18 protein-coding genes, 1 rRNA gene and 1 pseudogene are annotated in these 20,436 nt (G+C 74.3%); 6 read left to right on the forward strand and 14 right to left on the reverse strand.

What is annotated here, in order from left to right; all coding sequences use genetic code 11:
• The first annotated feature begins 452 nt into the window (after positions 1–452).
• On the forward strand, positions 453–2,420 hold the full coding sequence (locus ACWEPF_RS14230; protein ID WP_452172736.1) for a glycoside hydrolase family 15 protein: 1,968 nt from the start codon (positions 453–455) through the stop codon (positions 2,418–2,420).
• 66 nt (positions 2,421–2,486) lie between these two features.
• On the opposite strand, the gene ACWEPF_RS14235 is transcribed toward ACWEPF_RS14230, so the two are convergent.
• Positions 2,487–3,116 carry a TetR/AcrR family transcriptional regulator gene (locus ACWEPF_RS14235; RefSeq protein WP_452172737.1) on the reverse strand — a complete coding sequence of 210 codons (630 nt, stop codon included), beginning with the start codon at positions 3,114–3,116 and terminating at the stop codon, positions 2,487–2,489.
• 88 nt (positions 3,117–3,204) lie between these two features.
• On the opposite strand from ACWEPF_RS14235, the gene ACWEPF_RS14240 reads away from it, so the two are divergent.
• The gene (locus tag ACWEPF_RS14240) at positions 3,205–4,731 is read left to right on the forward strand and encodes an MFS transporter (protein WP_452172738.1); all 1,527 of its coding nucleotides are present in this window, start codon (positions 3,205–3,207) and stop codon (positions 4,729–4,731) included.
• Positions 4,732–4,837: 106 nt separating this feature from the next.
• On the opposite strand, the gene ACWEPF_RS14245 is transcribed toward ACWEPF_RS14240, so the two are convergent.
• The 3 genes from ACWEPF_RS14245 to yczE form a co-directional block, all read right to left on the reverse strand.
• Positions 4,838–6,001 (reverse strand): glycosyltransferase family 4 protein, encoded by a 1,164-nt coding sequence (locus ACWEPF_RS14245; RefSeq protein WP_452172739.1) that lies wholly within the window; start codon positions 5,999–6,001, stop codon positions 4,838–4,840.
• Between the two features lie 111 nt (positions 6,002–6,112).
• Positions 6,113–7,846 (reverse strand): DNA repair protein RecN, encoded by a 1,734-nt coding sequence (gene recN / locus ACWEPF_RS14250; protein ID WP_452172747.1) that lies wholly within the window; start codon positions 7,844–7,846, stop codon positions 6,113–6,115.
• Positions 7,847–7,933: 87 nt separating this feature from the next.
• Positions 7,934–8,584: a membrane protein YczE gene (gene yczE, locus ACWEPF_RS14255; RefSeq protein ID WP_345284836.1), complete on the reverse strand. Its 651-nt coding sequence runs from the start codon at positions 8,582–8,584 to the stop codon at positions 7,934–7,936.
• Positions 8,585–8,694: 110 nt separating this feature from the next.
• Here yczE and yczR point away from each other — a divergent pair, with 110 nt between their 5' ends.
• Positions 8,695–10,170 (forward strand): MocR-like transcription factor YczR, encoded by a 1,476-nt coding sequence (gene yczR, locus ACWEPF_RS14260; protein WP_452172740.1) that lies wholly within the window; start codon positions 8,695–8,697, stop codon positions 10,168–10,170.
• Between the two features lie 166 nt (positions 10,171–10,336).
• On the opposite strand, the gene ACWEPF_RS14265 is transcribed toward yczR, so the two are convergent.
• The 4 genes from ACWEPF_RS14265 to ACWEPF_RS14280 all read right to left on the reverse strand — a co-directional run bounded on the left by ACWEPF_RS14265 (position 10,337) and on the right by ACWEPF_RS14280 (position 13,010).
• A complete protein-coding gene (locus ACWEPF_RS14265; RefSeq protein ID WP_345284840.1) occupies positions 10,337–11,239 on the reverse strand; it encodes an NAD kinase in 903 nt (300 codons plus the stop codon).
• Positions 11,240–11,354: 115 nt separating this feature from the next.
• Positions 11,355–12,161, reverse strand: a complete 807-nt coding sequence (locus tag ACWEPF_RS14270) for a TlyA family RNA methyltransferase (RefSeq protein ID WP_345284921.1) — start codon at positions 12,159–12,161, stop codon at positions 11,355–11,357.
• Between the two features lie 20 nt (positions 12,162–12,181).
• Complete coding sequence (locus ACWEPF_RS14275; protein WP_452172741.1) at positions 12,182–12,361, reverse strand: hypothetical protein; 180 nt, start codon at positions 12,359–12,361, stop codon at positions 12,182–12,184.
• Positions 12,354–13,010 carry a hypothetical protein gene (locus ACWEPF_RS14280; protein ID WP_452172742.1) on the reverse strand — a complete coding sequence of 219 codons (657 nt, stop codon included), beginning with the start codon at positions 13,008–13,010 and terminating at the stop codon, positions 12,354–12,356. The genes ACWEPF_RS14275 and ACWEPF_RS14280 overlap by 8 nt, the downstream gene beginning before the upstream one ends.
• A 106-nt stretch (positions 13,011–13,116) precedes the next feature.
• On the opposite strand from ACWEPF_RS14280, the gene ACWEPF_RS14285 reads away from it, so the two are divergent.
• Entirely contained in the window at positions 13,117–13,464 is a 348-nt protein-coding gene (locus ACWEPF_RS14285; RefSeq protein WP_345284846.1) for a sterol-binding protein, read from the forward strand.
• A 61-nt stretch (positions 13,465–13,525) separates the two neighbouring features.
• On the opposite strand, the gene ACWEPF_RS14290 is transcribed toward ACWEPF_RS14285, so the two are convergent.
• A complete protein-coding gene (locus ACWEPF_RS14290; protein ID WP_452172743.1) occupies positions 13,526–14,104 on the reverse strand; it encodes a TetR/AcrR family transcriptional regulator in 579 nt (192 codons plus the stop codon).
• Positions 14,105–14,176: 72 nt separating this feature from the next.
• Between ACWEPF_RS14290 and ACWEPF_RS14295 the strand changes: the two genes are divergently transcribed.
• Complete coding sequence (locus ACWEPF_RS14295; RefSeq protein WP_452172744.1) at positions 14,177–14,755, forward strand: dihydrofolate reductase family protein; 579 nt, start codon at positions 14,177–14,179, stop codon at positions 14,753–14,755.
• 63 nt (positions 14,756–14,818) lie between these two features.
• Here the strand turns inward: ACWEPF_RS14295 and ACWEPF_RS14300 are convergent, their stop codons facing one another.
• Positions 14,819–15,847 carry an HAD-IIA family hydrolase gene (locus ACWEPF_RS14300; protein ID WP_452172745.1) on the reverse strand — a complete coding sequence of 343 codons (1,029 nt, stop codon included), beginning with the start codon at positions 15,845–15,847 and terminating at the stop codon, positions 14,819–14,821.
• 56 nt (positions 15,848–15,903) lie between these two features.
• Positions 15,904–16,362, reverse strand: a complete 459-nt coding sequence (locus tag ACWEPF_RS14305) for a tetratricopeptide repeat protein (RefSeq protein WP_345284854.1) — start codon at positions 16,360–16,362, stop codon at positions 15,904–15,906.
• 95 nt (positions 16,363–16,457) lie between these two features.
• On the opposite strand from ACWEPF_RS14305, the gene ACWEPF_RS14310 reads away from it, so the two are divergent.
• Entirely contained in the window at positions 16,458–17,810 is a 1,353-nt protein-coding gene (locus ACWEPF_RS14310) for a DUF1015 domain-containing protein (protein WP_345284856.1), read from the forward strand.
• Positions 17,811–17,893: 83 nt separating this feature from the next.
• Here the strand turns inward: ACWEPF_RS14310 and ACWEPF_RS14315 are convergent, their stop codons facing one another.
• From ACWEPF_RS14315 to rrf, 3 genes and pseudogenes are all read right to left on the reverse strand, one after another.
• Positions 17,894–18,706 (reverse strand): tetratricopeptide repeat protein, encoded by an 813-nt coding sequence (locus ACWEPF_RS14315; RefSeq protein WP_452172748.1) that lies wholly within the window; start codon positions 18,704–18,706, stop codon positions 17,894–17,896.
• Between the two features lie 276 nt (positions 18,707–18,982).
• Positions 18,983–19,753: pseudogene (locus ACWEPF_RS14320) on the reverse strand (tetratricopeptide repeat protein); the annotation flags it as partial.
• Between the two features lie 591 nt (positions 19,754–20,344).
• Positions 20,345–20,436: ribosomal RNA gene (gene rrf / locus ACWEPF_RS14325) — 5S ribosomal RNA — on the reverse strand; the annotation flags it as partial.

Genomic DNA, 20,436 nt, shown 5'->3' on the forward strand with positions numbered 1-20,436 from the left:
ACGGCGTCCCGGGCGGTGTGGCCCGTCCGTGTGACGTTCATCCACCGTTCCCTCGACACTGAACGGACTGGCCCGGAAGGATCAACTCCGGGTGGTCCGTGTGGATCATCCGGGCTGACCCGTTCGGACCAGTTTGCGGGCAATCAGTGGGACTGCGTCGGGTTCGGGTGACTTGCGCGTGCCCTGCCCGAGCCGCCCGAAGTATCCTGCACGGACGCATCGCCGACAGCACAGCACGCGGAGGGCGAGGGGGCCGGACGACGCCCTTTCGGTCCCCGATGCGCGACCGGATCCTCCCGCACCAGTTCTCGCCCGTCCCAGGCCAGGGGCCCACCACGGCCCCGCCCCGGTGGCCACCAGCCGCCCGCCCGGGACGGCTCCGGTCCCGCAGCGGCCGCGCGCGCCCGTCGCCGGTGCCCGCCGAGCACATCTTGCGAACTGGAGAACCGAACGTGGCCGGCCGTATCGAGGACTACGCACTCATCGGGGACATGCAGACCGCCGCCCTGGTCAGCAGGGACGGGGCCGTGGACTGGCTCTGCCTTCCCCGGTTCGACTCGCCGGCGGTGTTCGCCGGGCTGTTGGGCACGGACGAACACGGCTTCTGGCGGATCGGCCCCGCCGAGCCGGTCGGCGCCGCCACCGTCCCCGCCTCCGCCGCTCCCGTCCCCCGTTCGGCCCACTCCTACCCGGGCGAGGAGAAGCAGCCCCCGGCGACGGCCGCCGCCCCCGCGGTGCCCGCCGACCGGCGCCGCTACCGGGGCGACTCGCTCGTCCTGGAGCAGGAGTGGGACGCCCCGGGCGGGACAGTCCGGGTGATCGACTTCATGCCGCCCCGCCCGCTCACCGGGCCGGACGCGGTGCCCCAGATGATCCGGATCGTGGAGGGCGTCTCCGGCCGGGTCCGGATGCGCTCGGCGCTGCGGATGCGCTTCAGCTACGGCCGGGTGGTGCCCTGGGTGCACCGGGTCGAGCAGGCCGACGGCGGGCACCGCACGGTGGCGGTGGCCGGGCCCGACTCGGTCTGGCTGGACGGCGAGGCCGAGACCTACGGCCGGGACCTGACCACCTACGCCGACTTCACGGTGGCCGAGGGCGAGCGGATCGCCTTCGCGCTCACCTGGCAGGCCAGCCACCTGCCCGCCCCCGACGCGCCGGACGCCGAGGCCGCGCTCAAGCACACCGCGGAGTTCTGGCGCGAGTGGGTCGCCCAGTGCACCTACCAGGGCCCGTACCGGGAGCCGGTGGTCCGCTCGCTGATCACCCTCAAGGCGCTCACCTACGCCCCCACCGGCGGCATCGTGGCCGCCCCCACCACCTCGCTGCCCGAGGACATCGGCGGCGAGCGCAACTGGGACTACCGCTACACCTGGCTGCGGGACGCCGCGATCACCCTCTCCTCGCTGCTGCGCACCGGCTACCGCGAGGAGGCCCGGGCCTGGCGCGAGTGGCTGCTGCGGGCCGTCGCGGGCGACCCGGAGAACCTGCAGATCATGTACGGCATCGCCGGCGAGCGGGAGCTCAAGGAGTTCGAGCTCGACTGGCTGCCCGGCTACGAGGGCTCCCAGCCCGTCCGGGTCGGCAACGGCGCGGCCAACCAGCTCCAGCTGGACGTCTACGGCGAGGTGGTCGAGGCCCTGCACCTGGCCCACATGACCGGCCTCACCCGCAACGACCACGCCCACCTGCTGCAGCTCAAGCTGATCAGCTACCTGGAGCAGCACTGGCAGGAGCCGGACGAGGGCATCTGGGAGGTGCGAGGGCCCCGGCGGCACTTCGTGCACTCCAAGGTGATGGCCTGGGTCGCGGTGGACCGCACCATCAAGCTGATCGAGCAGACCCCGGCCGAGGGCCCGCTGGAGCGCTGGAAGGAGCTGCGCGACGAGATCCACCGGGATGTCTGCGAGAAGGGCTACGACCCGGAGCGCAACACCTTCACCCAGTACTACGGCGGCAAGGAGCTGGACGCCTCGCTGCTGCTGATCCCCCAGGTCGGCTTCCTGCCGCCGGACGACAAGCGCGTCATCGGCACCATCGAGGCCATCCAGCGCGAGCTCTCCACCGAGGACGGCTTCGTGCTCCGCTACCCGACCCACGACGACCACGGCAACAACGTGGACGGCCTCTCCGGCCACGAGGGCGCCTTCCTGGCCTGCTCGTTCTGGCTGGCCGACGACCTGGCGATGATCGGGCGGGTGCAGGAGGCGCGGGAGCTGTTCGACAAGCTGCTCGCGCTGCGCAACGACCTCGGGCTGCTGGCCGAGGAGTGGGACTCCCGCGCCCAGCGGCAGGTCGGCAACTTCCCGCAGGCCTTCAGCCACGTCCCGCTGATCGACACCGCGCTGCGGCTGACCGCCTGCGCCGGGGCCTACCTCTCGGCCCAGCCGGACGGGCGGGAGCGGGAGCAGGCCACCCTCTGACGCCCCCTCAGGAGTGACCCCCGGGCGCCCGGCCGACGACACGCCGGGCGCCCTCCCCGTGCCCCGTCAGTCCTCGCGGTCGGTGATCATCGCCAGACGGCGGACCAGCTGCTCCACCGTGTCGGTGGGCGGCCAGGGGAAGTCCGGCAGCGCGGCCCGCAGGGTGACCTGGCCGTGCAGCGCCGTCCAGAGCGCGATCGCGTCGCCGAACGGGTCGGTGCTGGCCGAGCGCCCGGCCTCGACCACCGCCTCCAGGTTGCGCACCAGCGCCATCAGGGCGTCCAACCCGTTCGGCCCGTCCTGCCGCTCGCAGGCGCCGGCCGTGATCTTGTGGGAGCCGAAGACGATCCGGTAGCAGGCCGGCTCCCGGATGCCGAACTCCACGTACGCGGCGCAGCCCGCCAGCAGCCGCTCCACCGGGTCGGTCACCCCGGCCGTGGCCGCCCCGGTCATCGCGCCCAGCCGGCCCAGCGCCTCGGTGACCACGGCCCCGACGATCGCCTCCCGGTCGGGGAAGTGCCCGTAGATCGAGGGCGCGGCGATGCCGACCTCGCGGGCCACCGCACGCAGGGTGACCGCCTCCTTGGAGCCCTCGCGCTCGATCACGGCGATCGCCGCCGTGACGATCTCCTCGCGCAGCCGGGTGCCCTCACCCCGGCGGTTCCTGGGCCTGGCCGGTGCCTCCTGCTGCTCCATGGGCGTGACTTTACACCCGTTAGGTCAGCGCGCTAGCTTCTCCGACGACAGCTAACAGCCGTAAGGTTACGAGAGTTAGGGGACTCCCGTGAGCACGTCCGCCCTGCCCGACCCCCGCCGTTGGCGCGCCCTGGCCGCGCTCTGCTCCTCGCTGGTGGTCGTCACCATCGACAACACGGTGCTCAACACCGCCCTGCCGGCGCTCGCCGATGCCCTGCACGCCTCCACCGCCGACCTGCAGTGGATCAACAACGCCTACACCCTGGTCTTCGCGGCCATGCTGATCACCGCCGGCGGCCTCGGCACCCGGATCGGCCAGCGGCGCTCGCTCACCGCCGGGCTCGCGGTCTTCGCCCTGGCCTCGGCCGTCGCCGCCCTCTCCGACTCGGCCGCGCAGCTGATCGCCCTACGGGCCGTGATGGGCCTGGCCGCGGCCTTCGTGATGCCCGCGACCCTCTCGGTCATCGTGACGCTCTTCGACGAGCGCGAGCGGCCCAAGGCCATCGCCGTCTGGTCCGCCACGGCCGGGCTCGGCATCGTGATCGGCCCGATCGCGGGCGGCCTGCTGCTGGAGCACTACTCCTGGAGCAGCGTCTTCTGGATCAACGTCCCGCTGGTCGCCGCCGCCCTGGCCGCCGCCCTGCTGCTGGTCCCGGCCCTGCCGGGCCGCCCCACCGGCCGGCTGGACGTGCCCGGCCTGCTGCTCTCCGCCCTCGGCCTGGCCGCCCTGGTCGACATGATCATCCAGGGCCCGGAACGCGGCTGGCTCTCCGCCACCTCCCTGCTGGAGGCCGCCGCCGCGGTGGTGCTGCTGGGTGCCTTCGCCCGCTGGGAGTTGACCACGCCTCAGCCGATGGTCGACCTGCGAATGTTCGCCGTCCGCTCGGTCAGCCTGGCCGGGGCGATGCTCGCGGTCACCTTCTTCGCCCTGTTCGGCCTGCTCTTCGTCTACACCCAGTACCTCCAACTGGTGCACGGCTTCAGCCCGTTCAAGGCGGGCCTGGGCGCCCTGCCGTTCGCCCTGGCGATGGCCGCGACCTCCGCCACCAGCGCCGCCACCGCCGCCCGCTTCGGCACCCGGCTCGCGATCGCGGGCGGCCTGCTGCTGATGGCCCTCGGCCTCGCGGGCATCTCACTGACCGAGGTCGACACCCCGTACGCGCTCCTCTGCGTCGCGATGGCCGTGGTCGGCGCCGGGATGGGCCTGGTGATGGCCCCGGCCAGCGCCACCGCCGTCGCCGCGATCCCGCGGGAGCGGGCCCCGATGGTCAGCGCCTTCAACGGGGTGGCCCGCGAACTCGGCGGCGTGCTCGGCATCGCCGTGGTCGGCACCGTGGTCTCCGCCGCCTACCGCGACCGGCTCCCGGACGTCCCGGCCCCGGCCGCCGCGGACCTCCCCTCCGCCCACGCCGTCGCCGCCCACCTCCCACCCGAGGCCGCCGCCCGCCTCACCTCGGCCGCCGACCACGCCTTCACCACCGCCATGCACAGCGGCACCTGGACCTGCGCAGCCATCGCCCTCGCCGGAGCGGCGGCCGCGTACGCGTTGATCGCCCCTCGGGAAGAGGTCAGGCCGCTGGGGGCGCGAGGAACTGCGCGAGTCGGAAGAAAGTGACCCAAGTGCCGGGTACGGAGTGCCAGTTGCACGTGAGCCTCCGTACCCGGCAACCAGGTCGACGCCTACCGCCGCGCGCAGTTCCCCGCGCCCCTGGCATGACCACCTACGAACGCATCACCAATTCGTCGTAGGTGCTGAGGACCTGGGCGACGGTGTCGGACTCCTCGGGCCAGGTGGCCGCCTGCTGGTGGGCCGCCTCGACCAGGGCCGCCCGCCGGGCCGGGTCCGCCAGCAGGCCCCCCACGGCGCCGGCCAGGGCGTCGGGGTCCCCGTACGGCACCAACGCCACGGCCTCGCCGACCAGTTCGGGGATCCCCCCGACCGAGGTGGCGACCACCGGGACGCCGGCCCGGACCGCCTCCTGGACGACCAGTGACCGCGCCTCCCAGCGGCTGCTGACCACCACCAGGTCGGCCGCCGCCAGGAGGTCCGGCACGTCCGTGCGGTGCCCGAGCAGCTCGACCGGGAGCTTCTCGGCGGCGATCCGCTCCCCCAGCTGCTCGCGCTCCGGCCCGTCGCCGGCGATCAGCACCAGCGGGTCGCCCTCGCCGAACTCCGGCAGCCGCGCCGCGTCCAGCAGCAGCCCGAAGGACTTCTGCGCCACCAGCCGCCCGATCGCCAGCACCAACGGCCGGTCGGGCCCGCCGCCGAGCAGCGCGGCCCGCGCGGCCTCGCGGCCGAGCTCGGCGGGCGGCATCGGCGGCGCCGCCACCGGCCCCAGCCGGGCGTCGGTGGCGCCCAGCTCACGTGCCCGGGCCACCAGGTCGGACGAGGCCCCGAGCACCAGGTCCGCGGAGCGGGCCACCCGACGCTCCATCAGGCGCTGCAGCCGCCGGTCGAGTCCGGTGGCCAGCATCGCGTGGTGGGAGGTCACCACCAGCGGCGTCTCCGGCCGCAGGCCGGGGAAGCGGCCGGCGGTGCGCAGCGCCAGGTCGGAGAGCAACCCGGCGCGCAGGCCGTGCGCGTGGACGATGTCCGCGCCGGTGAAGGCGCGCCGGAGCTCGCCGATGGCGGTGGCGTCGCTGCGCGCCCCCGAGGTGGGGGTGATGTCGACCGGGTGGAAGCGCGCGCCGGTGCGCCCGAAGCCGAACAGCGCGTCGGTGCCGGCGGGGGCGCAGACGGTGACCACCACGCCGTGCGCGACCAGGCCCTGGGCCAGCGAGCGCACATGGGCGCCGATGCCCCCGCTCCCTGCGGAGAGCACCAGCACCACGTGCAGCTGCCCCGTCTCGGTGCCCTTGGTGGCGCGGGTGGCGGAATGGTCCACGTCGTCTCGCTCCGACTCGATCACGGCCTGGTCAGTCAGTGTCCAGCCGCCACCATGCCAGGTAAGGCGCCCCTTTGGACAGTCGGCGGCTCCCGTGTCGACCACACCCCGTCAGTGCTGCCGGGGCCCCCGGGCGGCCGCGAGCAGTTCCTCCGCATGGGCACGGCCGAGCTCGGAGTCCTCCAGGCCGGCCAGCATCCGGGAGAGTTCGCGCACCCTCTCCTCGTCGGAGAGGACCTTGACGCCGCTCCGGGTCACCGTGCCGTCGTTGGTCTTCTCGACCACCAGGTGCCGGTCGGCGAAGGCCGCGACCTGCGGGAGGTGGGTGACCACCACGACCTGGGCGGACTCGGCGAGTTTGGCCAGCCGGCGGCCGATCTCGACCGCCGCCTTGCCGCCGACACCGGCGTCCACCTCGTCGAAGAGGTACGTCGGCACCGGGTCGGCACCGGCGAAGACCACCTCGACCGCGAGCATCACCCGGGAGAGCTCACCGCCCGAGGCGCCCTTGGCGATCGGCCGGGGCGAGGCGCCGGGGTGCGGGGCGAGCAGCACCTCGACCTCGTCCACCCCGTGCTGGCCGAACGCGACGGTGCGGCCGTCGAGTTCGAGCCCGTCCGGGTCGTCGGCGCGGCTGAGGTCGAAGGTGACCCGGGCGTGCGGCATGGCCAGCTCGGCCAGCTCGGCCGAGACCGCCTCGGCGAAGCGGCCGGCGGCGGCCTGCCGGGCGGCGGACAGCTCGGCCGCCAGATCGGTGAGCCCTGCCCGCAGTTCCGCGTGACGCTCCGTCAACTCGACGATCCGGTCGTCGTCGCCGTCCAGCTCCGCCAGCCGGGCGGCCGAGGTCTCGGACCACTCCAGCACCTCGGCCAGGGTGTTCTCCTCGCCGGCGTACTTGCGCAGCAGCTGGGCCAGCACGGCCCGGCGGTCCTCGACGGCGGCGAGGCGGACCGGGTCGGCGTCCAGGTCGTCGGCGTAGCCGGCCAGGTCCTGGGCGACGTCGGCCAGCAGGTAGCCGACCTCGTTCAGCCGGTCGGAGAGCGCGGCGAGGCGCTCGTCGTGGTGGCGGACGGCGTCCACGGCGCGGCGGGCCTGGCCGAGCAGGGTGCCCGCGTCCACGCCCTCCGGGTCGGAGGGGTGGCCGGTGAGGGCGGCCTGGGCCAGCGCGGCGGCCGAGCTGAGCGCGTCGGCGTGGCCGAGCCGCTCGGCCTCGGCCGCCAGCTCGACGTCCTCCCCGGCCACCGGCTCGGCGGCGGCGATCTCGTCCAGCCCGAAGCGCAGCAGGTCCGCCTCCTGGGCCCGCTCGCGGGCCCGGGTGGTGAGCTCCTCCAGGGTCGCGGCCACCTCGCGCAGCTCGCGGTAGGTCTCCCGGTAGCGGGCCAGCGGGGCGGCCACCGCGGCGCCCGCGTAGCGGTCCAGCGCGCCGCGCTGGCGGGACGGGCGCAGCAGCCGCTGCTGGTCGGTCTGGCCGTGCACGGCGACCAGGTCCTCGCCCAGCTCGGTGAGCAGGCCGACCGGCACCGAGCGGCCGCCGACGTGGGCGCGCGAGCGCCCCTCGGCGGAGACCGTCCGGCTGATCAGCAGTTCGCCCTCGTCCAGTTCGGCCCCGGCCTCCACAGCCCGGGCCAGCACCGAGGAGCCGGCGGGCAGCGACAGCCGCCCCTCGACCACGGCCCGCTCGGCCCCGCGCCGCACCAGGGCCGGGTCCGAACGGCCGCCGAGCAGCAGCCCGAGGCTGGTCACCACCATGGTCTTGCCCGCCCCGGTCTCGCCGGTGACCGCCGTGAATCCCGGCGCCAGCTCGACCACCGCGTCGTCGATGACGCCAAGATCCCGTATCCGCATCTCGTCCAACACGGTGACGACCTTACGAGGTTCCACCCCCACAGCGCGACGAGCGCCCGCTCCGGACCGCGAAGTCGCGGGGCAAGTTCATCCCTTCCGGGCGTCCTCGGGCACCGTGCACCGACGCAGGAAGAACTGTGCAAGCGGCCCGATCGCCAGAGCGTAGGCGACGGTACCGACACCGACCGATCCGCCCAGCGCGACGCCGACCAGCAGCACGGTGACCTCGATGCTGGTGCGGATCAGCCGGATCGAACGGCCCGTCAGCCGGTGCAGGCCCGTCATCAGGCCGTCCCGGGGGCCCGCGCCCAGCCGGGCACCGATGTAGAGGCCGGTGGCCAGGCCGTTGAGCAGCAGGCCGGAGACGAACAGGGCGATCCTCGCCGCCCAGGCCTCCGGGGCGTCCAGCAGACCGAGGGTGACGTCCATCGCGATGCCGAGCACGACCACGTTGCCGACCGTCCCGACGCCGGGCACCTGCCGCAGCGGGATCCAGAGCAGCAGCACCAGCGCGCCGACGATGGTCACCCAACTGCCCATGCTCAGGCCCAGGTGATGTCGCAGGCCCTGGTTGAGCACGTCCCACGGATTGACGCCCAGTGAGCCGCGCATCATCAGCGCCAGGCTCGCCCCGTACAGCCACAGGCCCACCAGCAGCTGCGGCACCCGGCGGCCCAGCCGGCCCGTGGTCCAGACGCGGGGGCTGGCGGTCGGGGTCGCTTCGGTGAAAGTGGCCATGGCAGGGCGCTCCTCGGGAGGGTGGATGCTGGCGGCCGAGCGGCCGCCCTGCCATCATGGGGAGTCCACCCGAGGCCTCGACAGGGCCAATCCGATGGAAGTGGACTGAAATGGCCGAGTGGCAGAGCACCGTCTCCCCCATCGCCCTGGCCCGGCAGCTGCGCACCGCGCACCTGCCCGACCCGGACGGCCACCGCCCCGCCTACCGCGAACTCGCCGGACAGGTCCGCCTGCTGGTCTCCCAGGGCCGCCTGGCCGTCGGCACCCGGGTCCCCGCCGAACGCGAACTGGCCCAGGCCCTGGCCCTCAGCCGCACCACCGTGGCCGCCGCCTACGAGGCGCTGCGCGCCGACGGCTACCTGCGCAGCCGCCGCGGCTCCGGCAGCTGGACCACCCTGCCCGAGGGCAGCAGCCCGCCCAGCGACGCCCTGCACCCCGTCCCGCCGGACGAGAGCGGCCGCACCCTGGACCTCGGCATCGCCGCCCTGCCCGCCCCGCAGCCCTGGCTCGGCCAGGCCGCCGCCCGCGCCGTCGAGCAACTGCCCGCCTACGCCGCCGGCCACGGCAACTTCCCCACCGGCGTCCCGGTCCTGCGCGAGGCCATCGCCCACCGCTTCACCGAACGCGGCCTGCCCACCACCCCCGACCAGATCCTGGTCACCACCGGCGCCATGACGGCCCTTCAGCTCGTCCACCACGCACTGCTCTCCCGCGGCGACCGGGTCGCCGTCGAGGCCCCCGGCTACGCCCACACCCTGCGCGCCCTCCAGCGCGCCGACACCCGCCTGGTGCCCGTCGCCCAGCACGGCGGCCGCTGGGACCTGCCCGAGTGGCAGCGGGTGCTGCGCGACGCCGCGCCCCGGCTCGCCTACGTCATCCCCGACTTCCACAACCCCACCGGCGCCCTGATCGACGAGGACCAGCGGCGCGCCCTGCTGGCCGCCGCCCGCACCTCCGGCACCACCGTCCTGGTCGACGAGACCCCCGCCGAACTCGGCTGGAACACCACGGAGATGCCCCGCCCCACCGCCGCCCTGGACCGCGGCGCCCAGGTGGTCACGGTCGGCTCCGCCAGCAAGATCCTCTGGGGCGGCCTGCGGATCGGCTGGGTCCGCGCCGCCCCCGGCCTGATCCGCCGGCTGGCCACCGACCGGGCCTTCACCGACATCGGCAGCCCCGTCATGGAGCAACTGATCGCCGCCGAACTGCTCACCGAGCACCTCGCCGAGGCCCGGGCCGACCGGCACCAGCGGCTGCGCTCCAGCGCGGAGGCCCTGCTGGCCGCCCTACGCGATCAACTCCCGCGCTGGCAGGCCGAGCTGCCGCCCGGCGGCCTCACCCTCTGGGTCTCCACCGACGGCCTCTCCGGCGCAGCCCTCGCCCAGGCCGGCGAACACACCGGCGTCCGCATCGCGGCCGGCTCCCGGTTCGGCGTGGACGGCGCCTTCGAGCACCACATCCGCATCCCCCTCACCGTCCCGCCCGCCGCCGCCCCCGACGCCGCCGCCCGTCTGGCCACCACCGCCGCCCTGGCCGCCACCGGCCACTGGCCCGGCCTCGACTCGGCCCTCCCGCTCGCGGTCTGACACGAGAGTGGTTACACCAGGGGCGCGAGGAACTGCGCGAGTACGGAAGGCGGACCAGCGCTGGATCGGGGCAGGCGAGCCAGTTGCACGTGCTGCCGTTCCCCCGCGCGCAGTTCCCCGCGCCCCCGGGTCGCTGCCCTGCCGAAGGTCAGCCGGCAGGCACCCGTCAGCAGGCCCCGCCGCGCCCCCGCCACCCCGTGACCGGCAGCGCGAACTTCGCGACCAACCGGTCCGTGAACGGCGCCCGGTGCAGCCGGGCGAGCCGCACCGGCGTGCTCCCCCGCCGCACCTCCACCCGCGCCCCCGCCGGGAGTTCGAACGAGCGCCGCCCGTCGCACCAGAGGATCCCGTTCTGCGTCTTCGGCTGGACCTCCACCGCCAGCACCGAGTGCGGCGAGGTCACCAACGGCCGCGCGAACAGCGCGTGCGCGGAGATCGGCACCATCAGCAGCGCCTCCACCTCCGGCCACACCACCGGCCCGCCGCCCGAGAACGCGTACGCCGTCGACCCCGTCGGGGTGGAGAGCACCACGCCGTCGCAGCCGAAGTTGGACACCGGCCGCCCGTCCACCTCGGTGACGACCTCCAGCATCCGCTCCCGGGACGCCTTCTCGATCGAGGCCTCGTTCAGCGCCCAGTCCTCGTACAGCACGTCCCCGTTGGTGCGCACCACCACGTCGAGGGTCATCCGGTCCTCGATCTCGTAGTCGGCGTCCACCACCCGCTCGACCACCACCGCGAGGTCGTCCCGCTCGGCCTCCGCCAGGAAGCCCACCCGGCCCAGGTTGATGCCGAGCATCGGCAGCCCGGACTCCCGGGCCAGCTCGGCCCCGCGCAGCAGCGTGCCGTCCCCGCCGGCCACCAGGATCAGCTCGCAGCCGTCCGCCGCACCGTGCCCGCCGCCGACCAGCTCCACCCCGTCGGGCAGGTCGAGCCCGACCGCCTCGGCGGAGAGCAGGCGGATCCTGATCCCCGCCTTCAACAGGCCGTGCACCAGCGCCTCGACGCTGCGCAGCGCGGTCTCCCGGCCGGTGTGCGCGATCAGGAAGACCGTACGTTCGTCGCTCATGCTGCTGCCCTCTCCCTCACACCTGCCCCCGCTGCGGCGCAACGGACCGGACGCCTGCGGAGCACCCTATCCGGGCACCCGCCCACCGGAAGTGGTGAAACCGGCCACGCGCGCCCTACTGCGGGCCCTCCGCCACCGCCCGCTCCGCGTCCGCCGGGTCGAGCTGCGGCGCGTCCCGGCGCATCCAGAGGAAGTACTCCACGTTCCCCGAGGGCCCCGGCAGCGGGCTGGCGGTCACCGCGCGCACCCCGAGCCCCAGCTCCCAGGCGTGGCCCGCCACCTGACGGACCATCTCGGCGCGCAGCTGCGGGCTGCGCACCACCCCGCCGCTGCCGAGCCGGTCCTTGCCGATCTCGAACTGCGGCTTGACCATCAGCACCAGGTCGGCGTCGGGCGCGCAGCAGCCCGCGAGCGCCGGCAGCACCAGGCCCAGCGAGATGAACGACAGGTCGCCCACCACCAGGTCGACCGGCTCGCCGCCGATCTGTTCCAGCGTCAGCTCCCGCACGTTGGTGCGGTCCATCACCGTCACCCGCTCGTCGCTCTGCAGCGACCAGGCCAGCTGCCCGTAGCCGACGTCCACCGCCAGCACGTGCCCGGCCCCGCTCCGCAGCAGCACGTCGGTGAACCCGCCGGTGGACGCGCCCGCGTCCAGCGCCCGGCGGCCCTCGACCACCAGCCCCTGCGGCACGAAGGCCGCGAACGCCCCGGCCAGCTTGTGCCCGCCGCGCGAGACGTAGTCCGGGTCGTTCTCGTCCTTCGCCACCACCACGGCCGCCGCGGTCTCCACCTGGGTGGCGGGCTTGGTCGCGGTGGTGCCGCCGACGGTGACCCGCCCGGCCGCGATCAGCTCGCTCGCGTGCTCACGCGAACGGGCCAGCTTGCGGCGGACCAGCTCCGCGTCGAGTCGGCGTCGTGCCACTGCCACTGGGGTTCCATCTCCTACTGCCGGTCGAGCGCGGCCAGCACGTCCGCCAGCCGCTGCTGTACATCTTCGTACACCGCGACCCGCTCCCCGGTCTCCGCCCCGGCCGCCTCCGCGAGACGGGCCAGCTCGGCGTCCACCTCGGGGAGCCCGGTGGGGTCGTACGATTCGTCCTCCAGCACCGCCGGGTCAGTCATCGGCGGGCTTCTTCTTGGCGGGCGCGGCCTTCCGGGCGGTGGACTTCTTCACCGTCGCGGTCCGCTTCACGACCGTCTTCTTGACCGCCGTCTTCTTGGCCGCCGTCTTCTTGGCCGGAGCGGTCTTCTTCGCCGCCGCCTTCTTCGCCGCCTTCTGCACCGGAGCGGCCACCACCTGATCCGGCTCGGGCTCCTCGTCCTCACCCGGCACGAACCACGCGTCCGGTCCCGGATCGGGCTCCTCCTCCAGCTCCGGCTCCGGCTCCCACTCGGGCTCCGGCCGGCGGACCTCCTGCTCCCACCCCTGGTCGAACAGCCCCGCCGCCCGAGGCTCCTGCGGCTGCTCGGGCTCCGGCGCCTTCTCCGCCTCGGCCCCGCCGACCAGCTGCTTCTCCAGGTAGCTCAGCACCACGCCGACCTTCACCACCTGGTCGCCGACCTTCTCGAAGACCTTCTCCGCCTCGGCCCGGGTCACCCCGACCGCGAGGTCGATCCCGGCCCGTCCGGCCGTCACGGCCTCCCCGGCCAGGGTCTCCACCCGCTTCACCACCGGCGGCAGCTGCTCCAGCAGCACCACCGCCCGCTTGCCCGCCTCCTCGGCGACCTCGGTGGCCACCACGACCACCCCGCGCACCAGATCCCGCAGCATCTCCGCCTCCTCCGTGCCGTTCCCGCCCTCGCCGACGACGCTACCCGAGGGAGGCCGTCGGCACTGCGATAGCGTGGGCCGCCGAACCTGACGGGAGATCACAGCGATGGCCAGCACCGAGGAGTGCCGCACGGCACTCGAACAGCTCAGCCGGAACCTCACGGGCGCCGACGGCGACGTGCGGCAGGCCGCCGCCCTGGACCGTTCGCTCAGCTGCCGGCTCACCGACCTGGACGTCACCTTCACCGGCCGGCTGCGCGGCGGCGAGATCGCCGACCTCACCGAGCACCCCGGCCCGCCCGCCACCAAGGCGGAGATCCGCCTCACCATGACCAGCGACGACCTGGTCGCGATGGTCGGCGGCTCCCTGAAGTTCGCCTCCGCCTGGGCCTCCGGCCGGGTCAAGCTGGAGGCCGGCTTCCGCGACCTGCTCCGCCTGCGCTCGCTGCTCTGACCGCGCCCCACCTCCGCGGCAAGCGCTTTCCCGGCCATCTGACGACAGCTCCGACGCGCCGTCAGCCGGCCGGGACGATCCGCTCCACCGCGGCCGTGACCAGCCGCTCCCGCTCCTCCTCGGAGAACACCCCCGGCAGCGTCAGCTGCTCGACGATCAGCCAGTTGAAGGCCAGGTAGAGCAGCCGCACCGCCTCCGCGTCCCCGGGCAGCCCGGAGGCCTCGTGGTAGGCCACGTTGGCGTCCACGTCGGCCCGCACCCGCTCGGTCAGCACGTCCCTCAGCCCGGGCCGCCGGGTGGCCTCCAGGCGCAGCTCCAGCAGCGCCAGGTAGCCGGTCCGGAAAGCGCTTACCCGGCCCACCAGTTCCCGCATCAGCGCGGCGTACGTCTCCCGGTCCGGCTTCGCCGCGCGCTGGCGCGCCACGGTCTCCTCGTCGGGCTGCAGCCGCTCGTAGACCCGGGCCCCGGCCTGGGTGAGCAGGTCGTCCCGGTTGGCGAAGTAGTTGGAGGCCGTCCCGGGCGGGACGGCGGCCGCCGCGTCGACCGCGCGGAAGGTCAGCCCGCGCGCGCCCTCCGCCGCCAGCACCTCGATCGCCGCGTCCACCAGGGCCGCCCGCCGCCCCTCGTTCCTGCGCGCCATTGACACCACTCCATCCGTAGTACTACGGTCTGACCACTCCAGTCAGAGTACTCCAAAGAAAGTGGTACCAGTTTGCGCAAGCTCGTCTACTACGTCGGGGTCACCATCGACGGCTACATCGCCGGTCCCGGCGGCGAGTACGACTTCTTCCCGCTGAACGACACCTACAGCACCTGGATGAACGGCCACCTCCCCGAGACGGTGCCCACCCCGATGCGCGCCGCCCTCGGCCTCGCCGAGACCCCCGGCGCCCGCTTCGACACCGTCCTGATGGGCCTCGGCACCTACCGCCCCGCCCTCGACGCCGGCCTCACCGACCCGTACGCCCACCTGCGCACCTACGTCGTCTCCAGCACCCTGGCCCCCGGCACCGACCCGGCCGTCACCGTGGTCAAGGACGACCCGCTCGCACTCGTCCGCGAGCTCAAGCGGCAGGACGGCCGGGACATCTGGCTCTGCGGCGGCGGCCGGCTGGCCGGCGCCCTGCTCCCCGAGATCGACGAACTGATCGTCAAGAGCTACCCCGTGCTGGCCGGCTCCGGCATCCCCATGGTGGCCGGCGGCTTCGCCCCCACCCTCTTCACCCCGACCGACCGGAAGTCCTTCGACACCGGAACCACCGTCACCTGGCTCACCCGCACCACCAGCTGACGGAACGACGGAACGACGGAGGGCGGCGGCCACCGGCCACCGCCCTCCGCACCACCGGGCCCCTCAGAGCCCCAGCTCCTCCAACGCCTTCCGCCCGTCCACCGGACGCTCCGCCGACCAGGCCGCGCCGCACAGCGCCCGCAGCCCGTCGTAGACGTCCTCGCCGCCCCCCGCCAGCCGCAGCACGCCGTCCTCCGCCCAGGCCCGCCAACCCCCGCACTCGAAGCCGCCGTCCACCGCGACCGCCTCCCGATGGGCCGTCAGCAACCCGCGCAGGTCCGCCGCCAGGTACGTCGGCCGGTGCTCCGGCGGGGCCGCCAGCAGCAGCGCCGGGGTGGTCACACCGGTGAAGACAAGCAGGCTGTCCACCCCGCCGTTCCACGCCCCCTCGATGTCGGTGTCCAGCCGGTCACCCACCACCAGCGGCCGCTTCGCGCCCGTCCGGATCACCGTCTCCCGGTGCATCGGCGGCAGCGGCTTGCCCGCCACCTCCGGCTCCACCCCGGTCGCCGTCCGCACCGCCGCGACCAGCGTCCCGTTGCCCGGCGCGATGCCGCGCGCCGTCGGCACCGTCAGGTCGGTGTTCGAGGCCACCCACGGCAGCCCCGAGGCCACCGCGTACGAGGCCTCCGCCAGCTGCGGCCACCCCACCGACGGGTCGTAGCCCTGCACCACCGCCAGCGGCCCCTCCTCCAGCGAGCGCACCGCCACCAGCCCGTGCTCGGCCAGCGCCTCCACCAGCCCGGCCCCGCCGACCACCAGCACCTTCGCCCCGGCCGGCACCTTCTCGGCCACCAGCCGGGCCGCCGCCTGCGCCGAGTTGATCACGTCCTCGGGCGCGGCCGGCACGCCGAGCTCGGTCAGGTGCTCCGCCACCACCCGCGGCGGACGGGAGGCGTTGTTGGTCACGTACGCCAACCGCATCCCGCCCGCCCGGGCCACGTCCAGCGAGGCCGCCGCGTGGTCGATCGCGTACGGGCCCGCGTACACCACCCCGTCCAGGTCCAGCAGCGCCGTGTCGTACGCCTCGGCCAGCGGGAGCCCACTGCCCCCGGGCGCCGTCCGGGCCGTACCGTTCGCGGTCTGGGTCATGCTGCTGCCACCTCGTGCTCGTCGTCCTCGGTCCGTCACCCCGTCGCGCGGAGTCGTCAGGCGGAGTCCTGCCCCGGCTCCCGGTACCCGGGCGCCCCCGGCAGCAACGGCCCGTACGCCCCGGCACGGGCCGCCAGCGTCGCCTTGGTCTGCCGCAGCGCCGCCCGGTAGTGCTCCGCCTCCGGGCGCATCGCCACCGCCAGCGCCAGGTGCTCGGCCGAGCCCTCGAAGTCACCCAGCCGGGCCGCCGTCAGGCCCCACCCGAACTGAGCGTAGTCGTCCGACGGATCGGCCTGCGCCACCGCCTTGAAGTTCTCCAACGCCTCCCGGTACAGCCCCGCCCCGTACTGCGCGCGGGCCAGCGCCTCCCGCACGCTCCGCGAGTGCGGCTCAGCCTCCGCCGCCCGCACCAACAGCTGCACCGCCGCCGCCGGATGCCCCTGCTCCAACAGCTGCGCCCCGCGCCGGTACCAGTCGTAGACCTCGCCCTCGGGCACCCCGTCACCGTTGCTCATACCGTCCCCGCTCCCTCCGGCCAGTGCACGAAATCTGACACAGCCTCCAGCCACTGTGATCACTCAACAGCACATACCCGGTTACCATGCCCAGGATGACGACACCCAGTGCACCCAGTGGAGCAGGTGTCCCGTCGGGCGGCCCCGGAGACCCCGGACAGGTCGCCACGGCGGGGCTGTCCCTGTCCCCGTTCCGCGCCCTCCGTTACCGCCCGGACCGGGTCGGCAACCTGGCCGCCGTCACCTCGCCGCCCTACGACGTGGTGGACCCGAACCGGCGGCTCGACCTGGAGACCTCCGACCCCCACAACATCGTCCGGCTGATCCTCCCCCGCCCCGAGCCCGAGGACAGCGGCGACCGCCCCGACCGCGACACCCGCTACCGCCACGCCGCCCGGCTGCTCGCCGACTGGCAGCGCGAGGGCGTGCTCGCCGCCGACCCCGAGGCCGCGCTCTACGTCTACGAGCAGACCGCCGGCGGCATCCTCCAGCGCGGCCTGATCGGCTCCCTCGCCGTCAGCGGCAAGGAGGCCGGCGTCGTCCTCCCGCACGAGGACGTGATGCCCCGTCCGGTCGCCGACCGGGTCGGCCTGATGCGCACCACCAAGGCCAACCTCGAACCCCTGCTGCTCACCTACCGGGGCAGCGGCGGCGCGGCCGGCGTGATCGAGCGCACCGTGCTCGGCGAGCCCCTGCTCACCACGACCACCACCGACGGCACCCACCACCGCCTGTGGGCCGTCACCGACCCGGCCGAGCTGGCCGCCGTCACCCGCGACCTGGCCACCTGCCGGGCCCTGATCGCCGACGGCCACCACCGCTGGGAGATGTACCTGCGCCTCCAGCGCGAGCACCGCCACCTCCCCCGCAGCCCCTGGGACCGCGGCATGGTCCTGCTGGTGGACACCGCCCGCTACCCGCTCCGGGTCCGCGCCATCCACCGCGTGCTCTACCGCCTGCCGCTCGCCGACGCCCTGACCGCCCTCGGCGAGCAGTGGCGGGTAAAGGAGGTCCCCGGCCCGCTGGAGCACGCCCTGGCGGCCCTCGCCGAGGCCAAGCGGCACGGCGGCAACGCCTTCCTGCTCACCGACGGCGGCGGCTCCTTCCACCTGCTCACCGACCCGGACCCGGCCCTGCTGGACGCCCACGTCCGCGCCGACCGCCCCGAGGAGTGGCGCCACCTGGACGCCACCGTCCTCCACTCCGTCCTGCTCGACCACACCTGGCGGGTGCCGGACGGCCCCGACGACATCGGCTACCTGCACGCCTCGGCCGCCGCCGAGCGCGAGGCCGCCCGCACCGGCGGCACCGCCGTGCTGCTCCACCCCGTGGACGAGAGCGTGGTCCGCCGCCTGGCCGAGCAGGGCGTCACCATGCCCCGCAAGTCCACCTCCTTCGGCCCCAAGCCGGCCACCGGCCTGGTGATCCGCAGCCTCGAACTGGGCTGAACCGGCGTCAGGCACCGGGCCCCGAAACGCAGAAGGCCCCGACCACCTCTCGGTGGCCGGGGCCTTCTGACGTTCACTCAGCCTCAGCGACGGTCGTCGCCGTTGCCCTTGCCGTCGCGGAGCTCGTCCTCGTCCGCCTCGTCGATCTCGAGGTCGTCCTCGTCGTAGTACTCCTCGACGTCCTCCTCGTCCTCGTAGATGACCCGGTCCTCGCCGGTGTCGTCCACGGAGACCCGGCGGCGCGGCTTCTCCTCGACCGGAGCGTCCTCGACGCCCTCGTCAGCCGCGTCGGCCGCGTCACCCTCGGCCTCGTCCTCGACCTCCGGGTCCATGGTGTCCGTGAACTCCAGGCCGTCGATCTCGGCGAGCCGCTCCGAGGCGTTGGTCGCCCCGTCGGTGTCCGCCTCGGCCGCCTTGGCGAACCACTCGCGCCCCTCGTCGGCACGGCCGGCCGCGATCAGCGCCTCGGCGTAGGCGTACCGCAGACGGGCGGTCCACGGGTGCACCGCGTTGGAGGCCAGCTCCGGGCTCTGCAGGGTCACCACGGCCGCGTCGAACTGGCCCATGTCGCTGCGGGCACCCGCCGCGACCAGACGCATCTCGACCTGACCGGCCTTGTCCAGCTGCTTCACCTCGGGCTCACCGGCCATCGCCAGCGCCCGCTCCGGACGGCCCAGACCGCGCTCGCAGTCCGCCATCACCGGCCACAGGTCCACCCGGCCGGTCATCCGCTTCGCGGCGCGGAACTCGGTCAGCGCCTCCGAGTAACGCTGCGTCATGTACGAGGCGAAGCCCGCCGCCTCGCGGACCGAGGCCACGCGGGAGGCGAGGCGGAGCGCCACGCGGGAGTACTGGTAGCCCTCCTCCGGGTCGGTGTCGAGCGTCCGGGCCACCATGACCAGGTTGCGCGCCACGTCGTCGGCGAGGGTCTTCGGCAGGCTCTTCAGGTCCTGGCGGACGTCCGCGTCCAGCTCGAAGCCGGTCACGTCCTCCGGGATCGGCAGCCGCTTGACGGGCTCGTAGTTGCCCCGGCGGTCGTCGTAGTCCGACCGCTCCTCACGCCGCGGCCCACGGTCCCCGAACGACGGCCGGCCACCCCGGTCACCGTGGGACGGACGGCCACCGCGGTCGTCCCGGCGGAAGCCACCACGGTCGCCGCCGCGGTCGTCCCGACGGGGACGGTCGTCGCGGTTCCCGTACGACGGACGGTCGCCACCACGGTCGTCCCGGCGCGGGCGGTCCCCGTAGGAGGGGCGGTCACCACGGTCGCCGAAGGAGGGACGGCCGCCGCGGTCGTCACGGTTGCCGTACGAGGGGCGGTCGCCACGGTCGCCGTAGGACGGACGGCCGCCGCGGTCGTCACGGTTGCCGTACGACGGACGGTCGCCACGGTCGTCCCGGCGGAAGCCACCACCGGACGGACGGTCACCGTAGGACGGACGGCCACCACGGTCATCGCGGTTGCCGTACGACGGACGGTCGCCACGGTCGTCCCGGCGGAAGCCACCACCGGACGGACGGTCACCGTACGAGGGACGGCCGCCGCGGTCGTCCCGGTTGCCGTACGACGGACGGTCGCCACCACGGTCGTCGCGACGCGGGCCGCGGTCGCCGAAGGCCGGCCGGTCGTCACGACGCGGGCCACGGTCACCGTAGGAGGGGCGGTCGCCACGGTCGCCGTAGGACGGACGGCCACCACGGTCGTCACGGTTGCCGTACGACGGACGGTCGCCACCACGGTCGTCCCGGCGGAAGCCACCACCGGACGGACGGTCACCGTAGGACGGACGGCCGCCGCGGTCGTCACGGTTGCCGTACGACGGACGGTCGCCACCACGGTCGTCGCGACGCGGGCCGCGGTCGCCGCGGTTGCCGTACGAGGGACGGCCGCCGCGGTCGTCACGGTTGCCGTACGAGGGGCGGTCACCACGGTCATCACGGCGGAAGCCACCACCGGACGGACGGTCACCGTAGGACGGGCGGTCGCCACGGTCGTCACGACGCGGGCCACGGTCGTCACGGTTGCCGTACGAGGGACGGTCGCCACGGTCGCCGAAGGACGGACGGCCACCACGGTCGTCGCGGTTGCCGTAGGAGGGGCGGCCGCCGCGGTCGTCACGGTTGCCGTACGAGGGACGGTCGCCACCACGGTCGTCGCGACGCGGGCCGCGGTCGTCACGGTTGCCGTAGGAAGGACGGTCGCCACGGTCATCCCGGCGCGGACCCCGGTCGTTGGACCAGCCGCCACGCGACCGGGGCTCGTAGCCACGGCCGTCGTCGCGACGGTCCGGGCGGTCCTGGGGAGGATTCGACATCGTGGTGACTCCTGTCTGCTGCTTCAGCTCAACCGCGCGGCCTGGACGGGACTTCCCGTCCGGTGCGGTCTGGCGGCGACCCGCGTGGCCACACACCAGCTCCATTGTCCGGCACCGGGACCGTCCCCGCTGTCGGGCGGGAGCCGGCTCGATGCCATCGGGAAAAACAAAAAGGCCGTGGCTCCAGCTATTCGCTGGGGCCACGGCCTTTGAAGAATTGTTCGGCGGCGTCCTACTCTCCCACAGGGTCCCCCCTGCAGTACCATCGGCGCTGTGAGGCTTAGCTTCCGGGTTCGGAATGTAACCGGGCG

The organism is Kitasatospora sp. NPDC004289 (assembly GCF_053602875.1).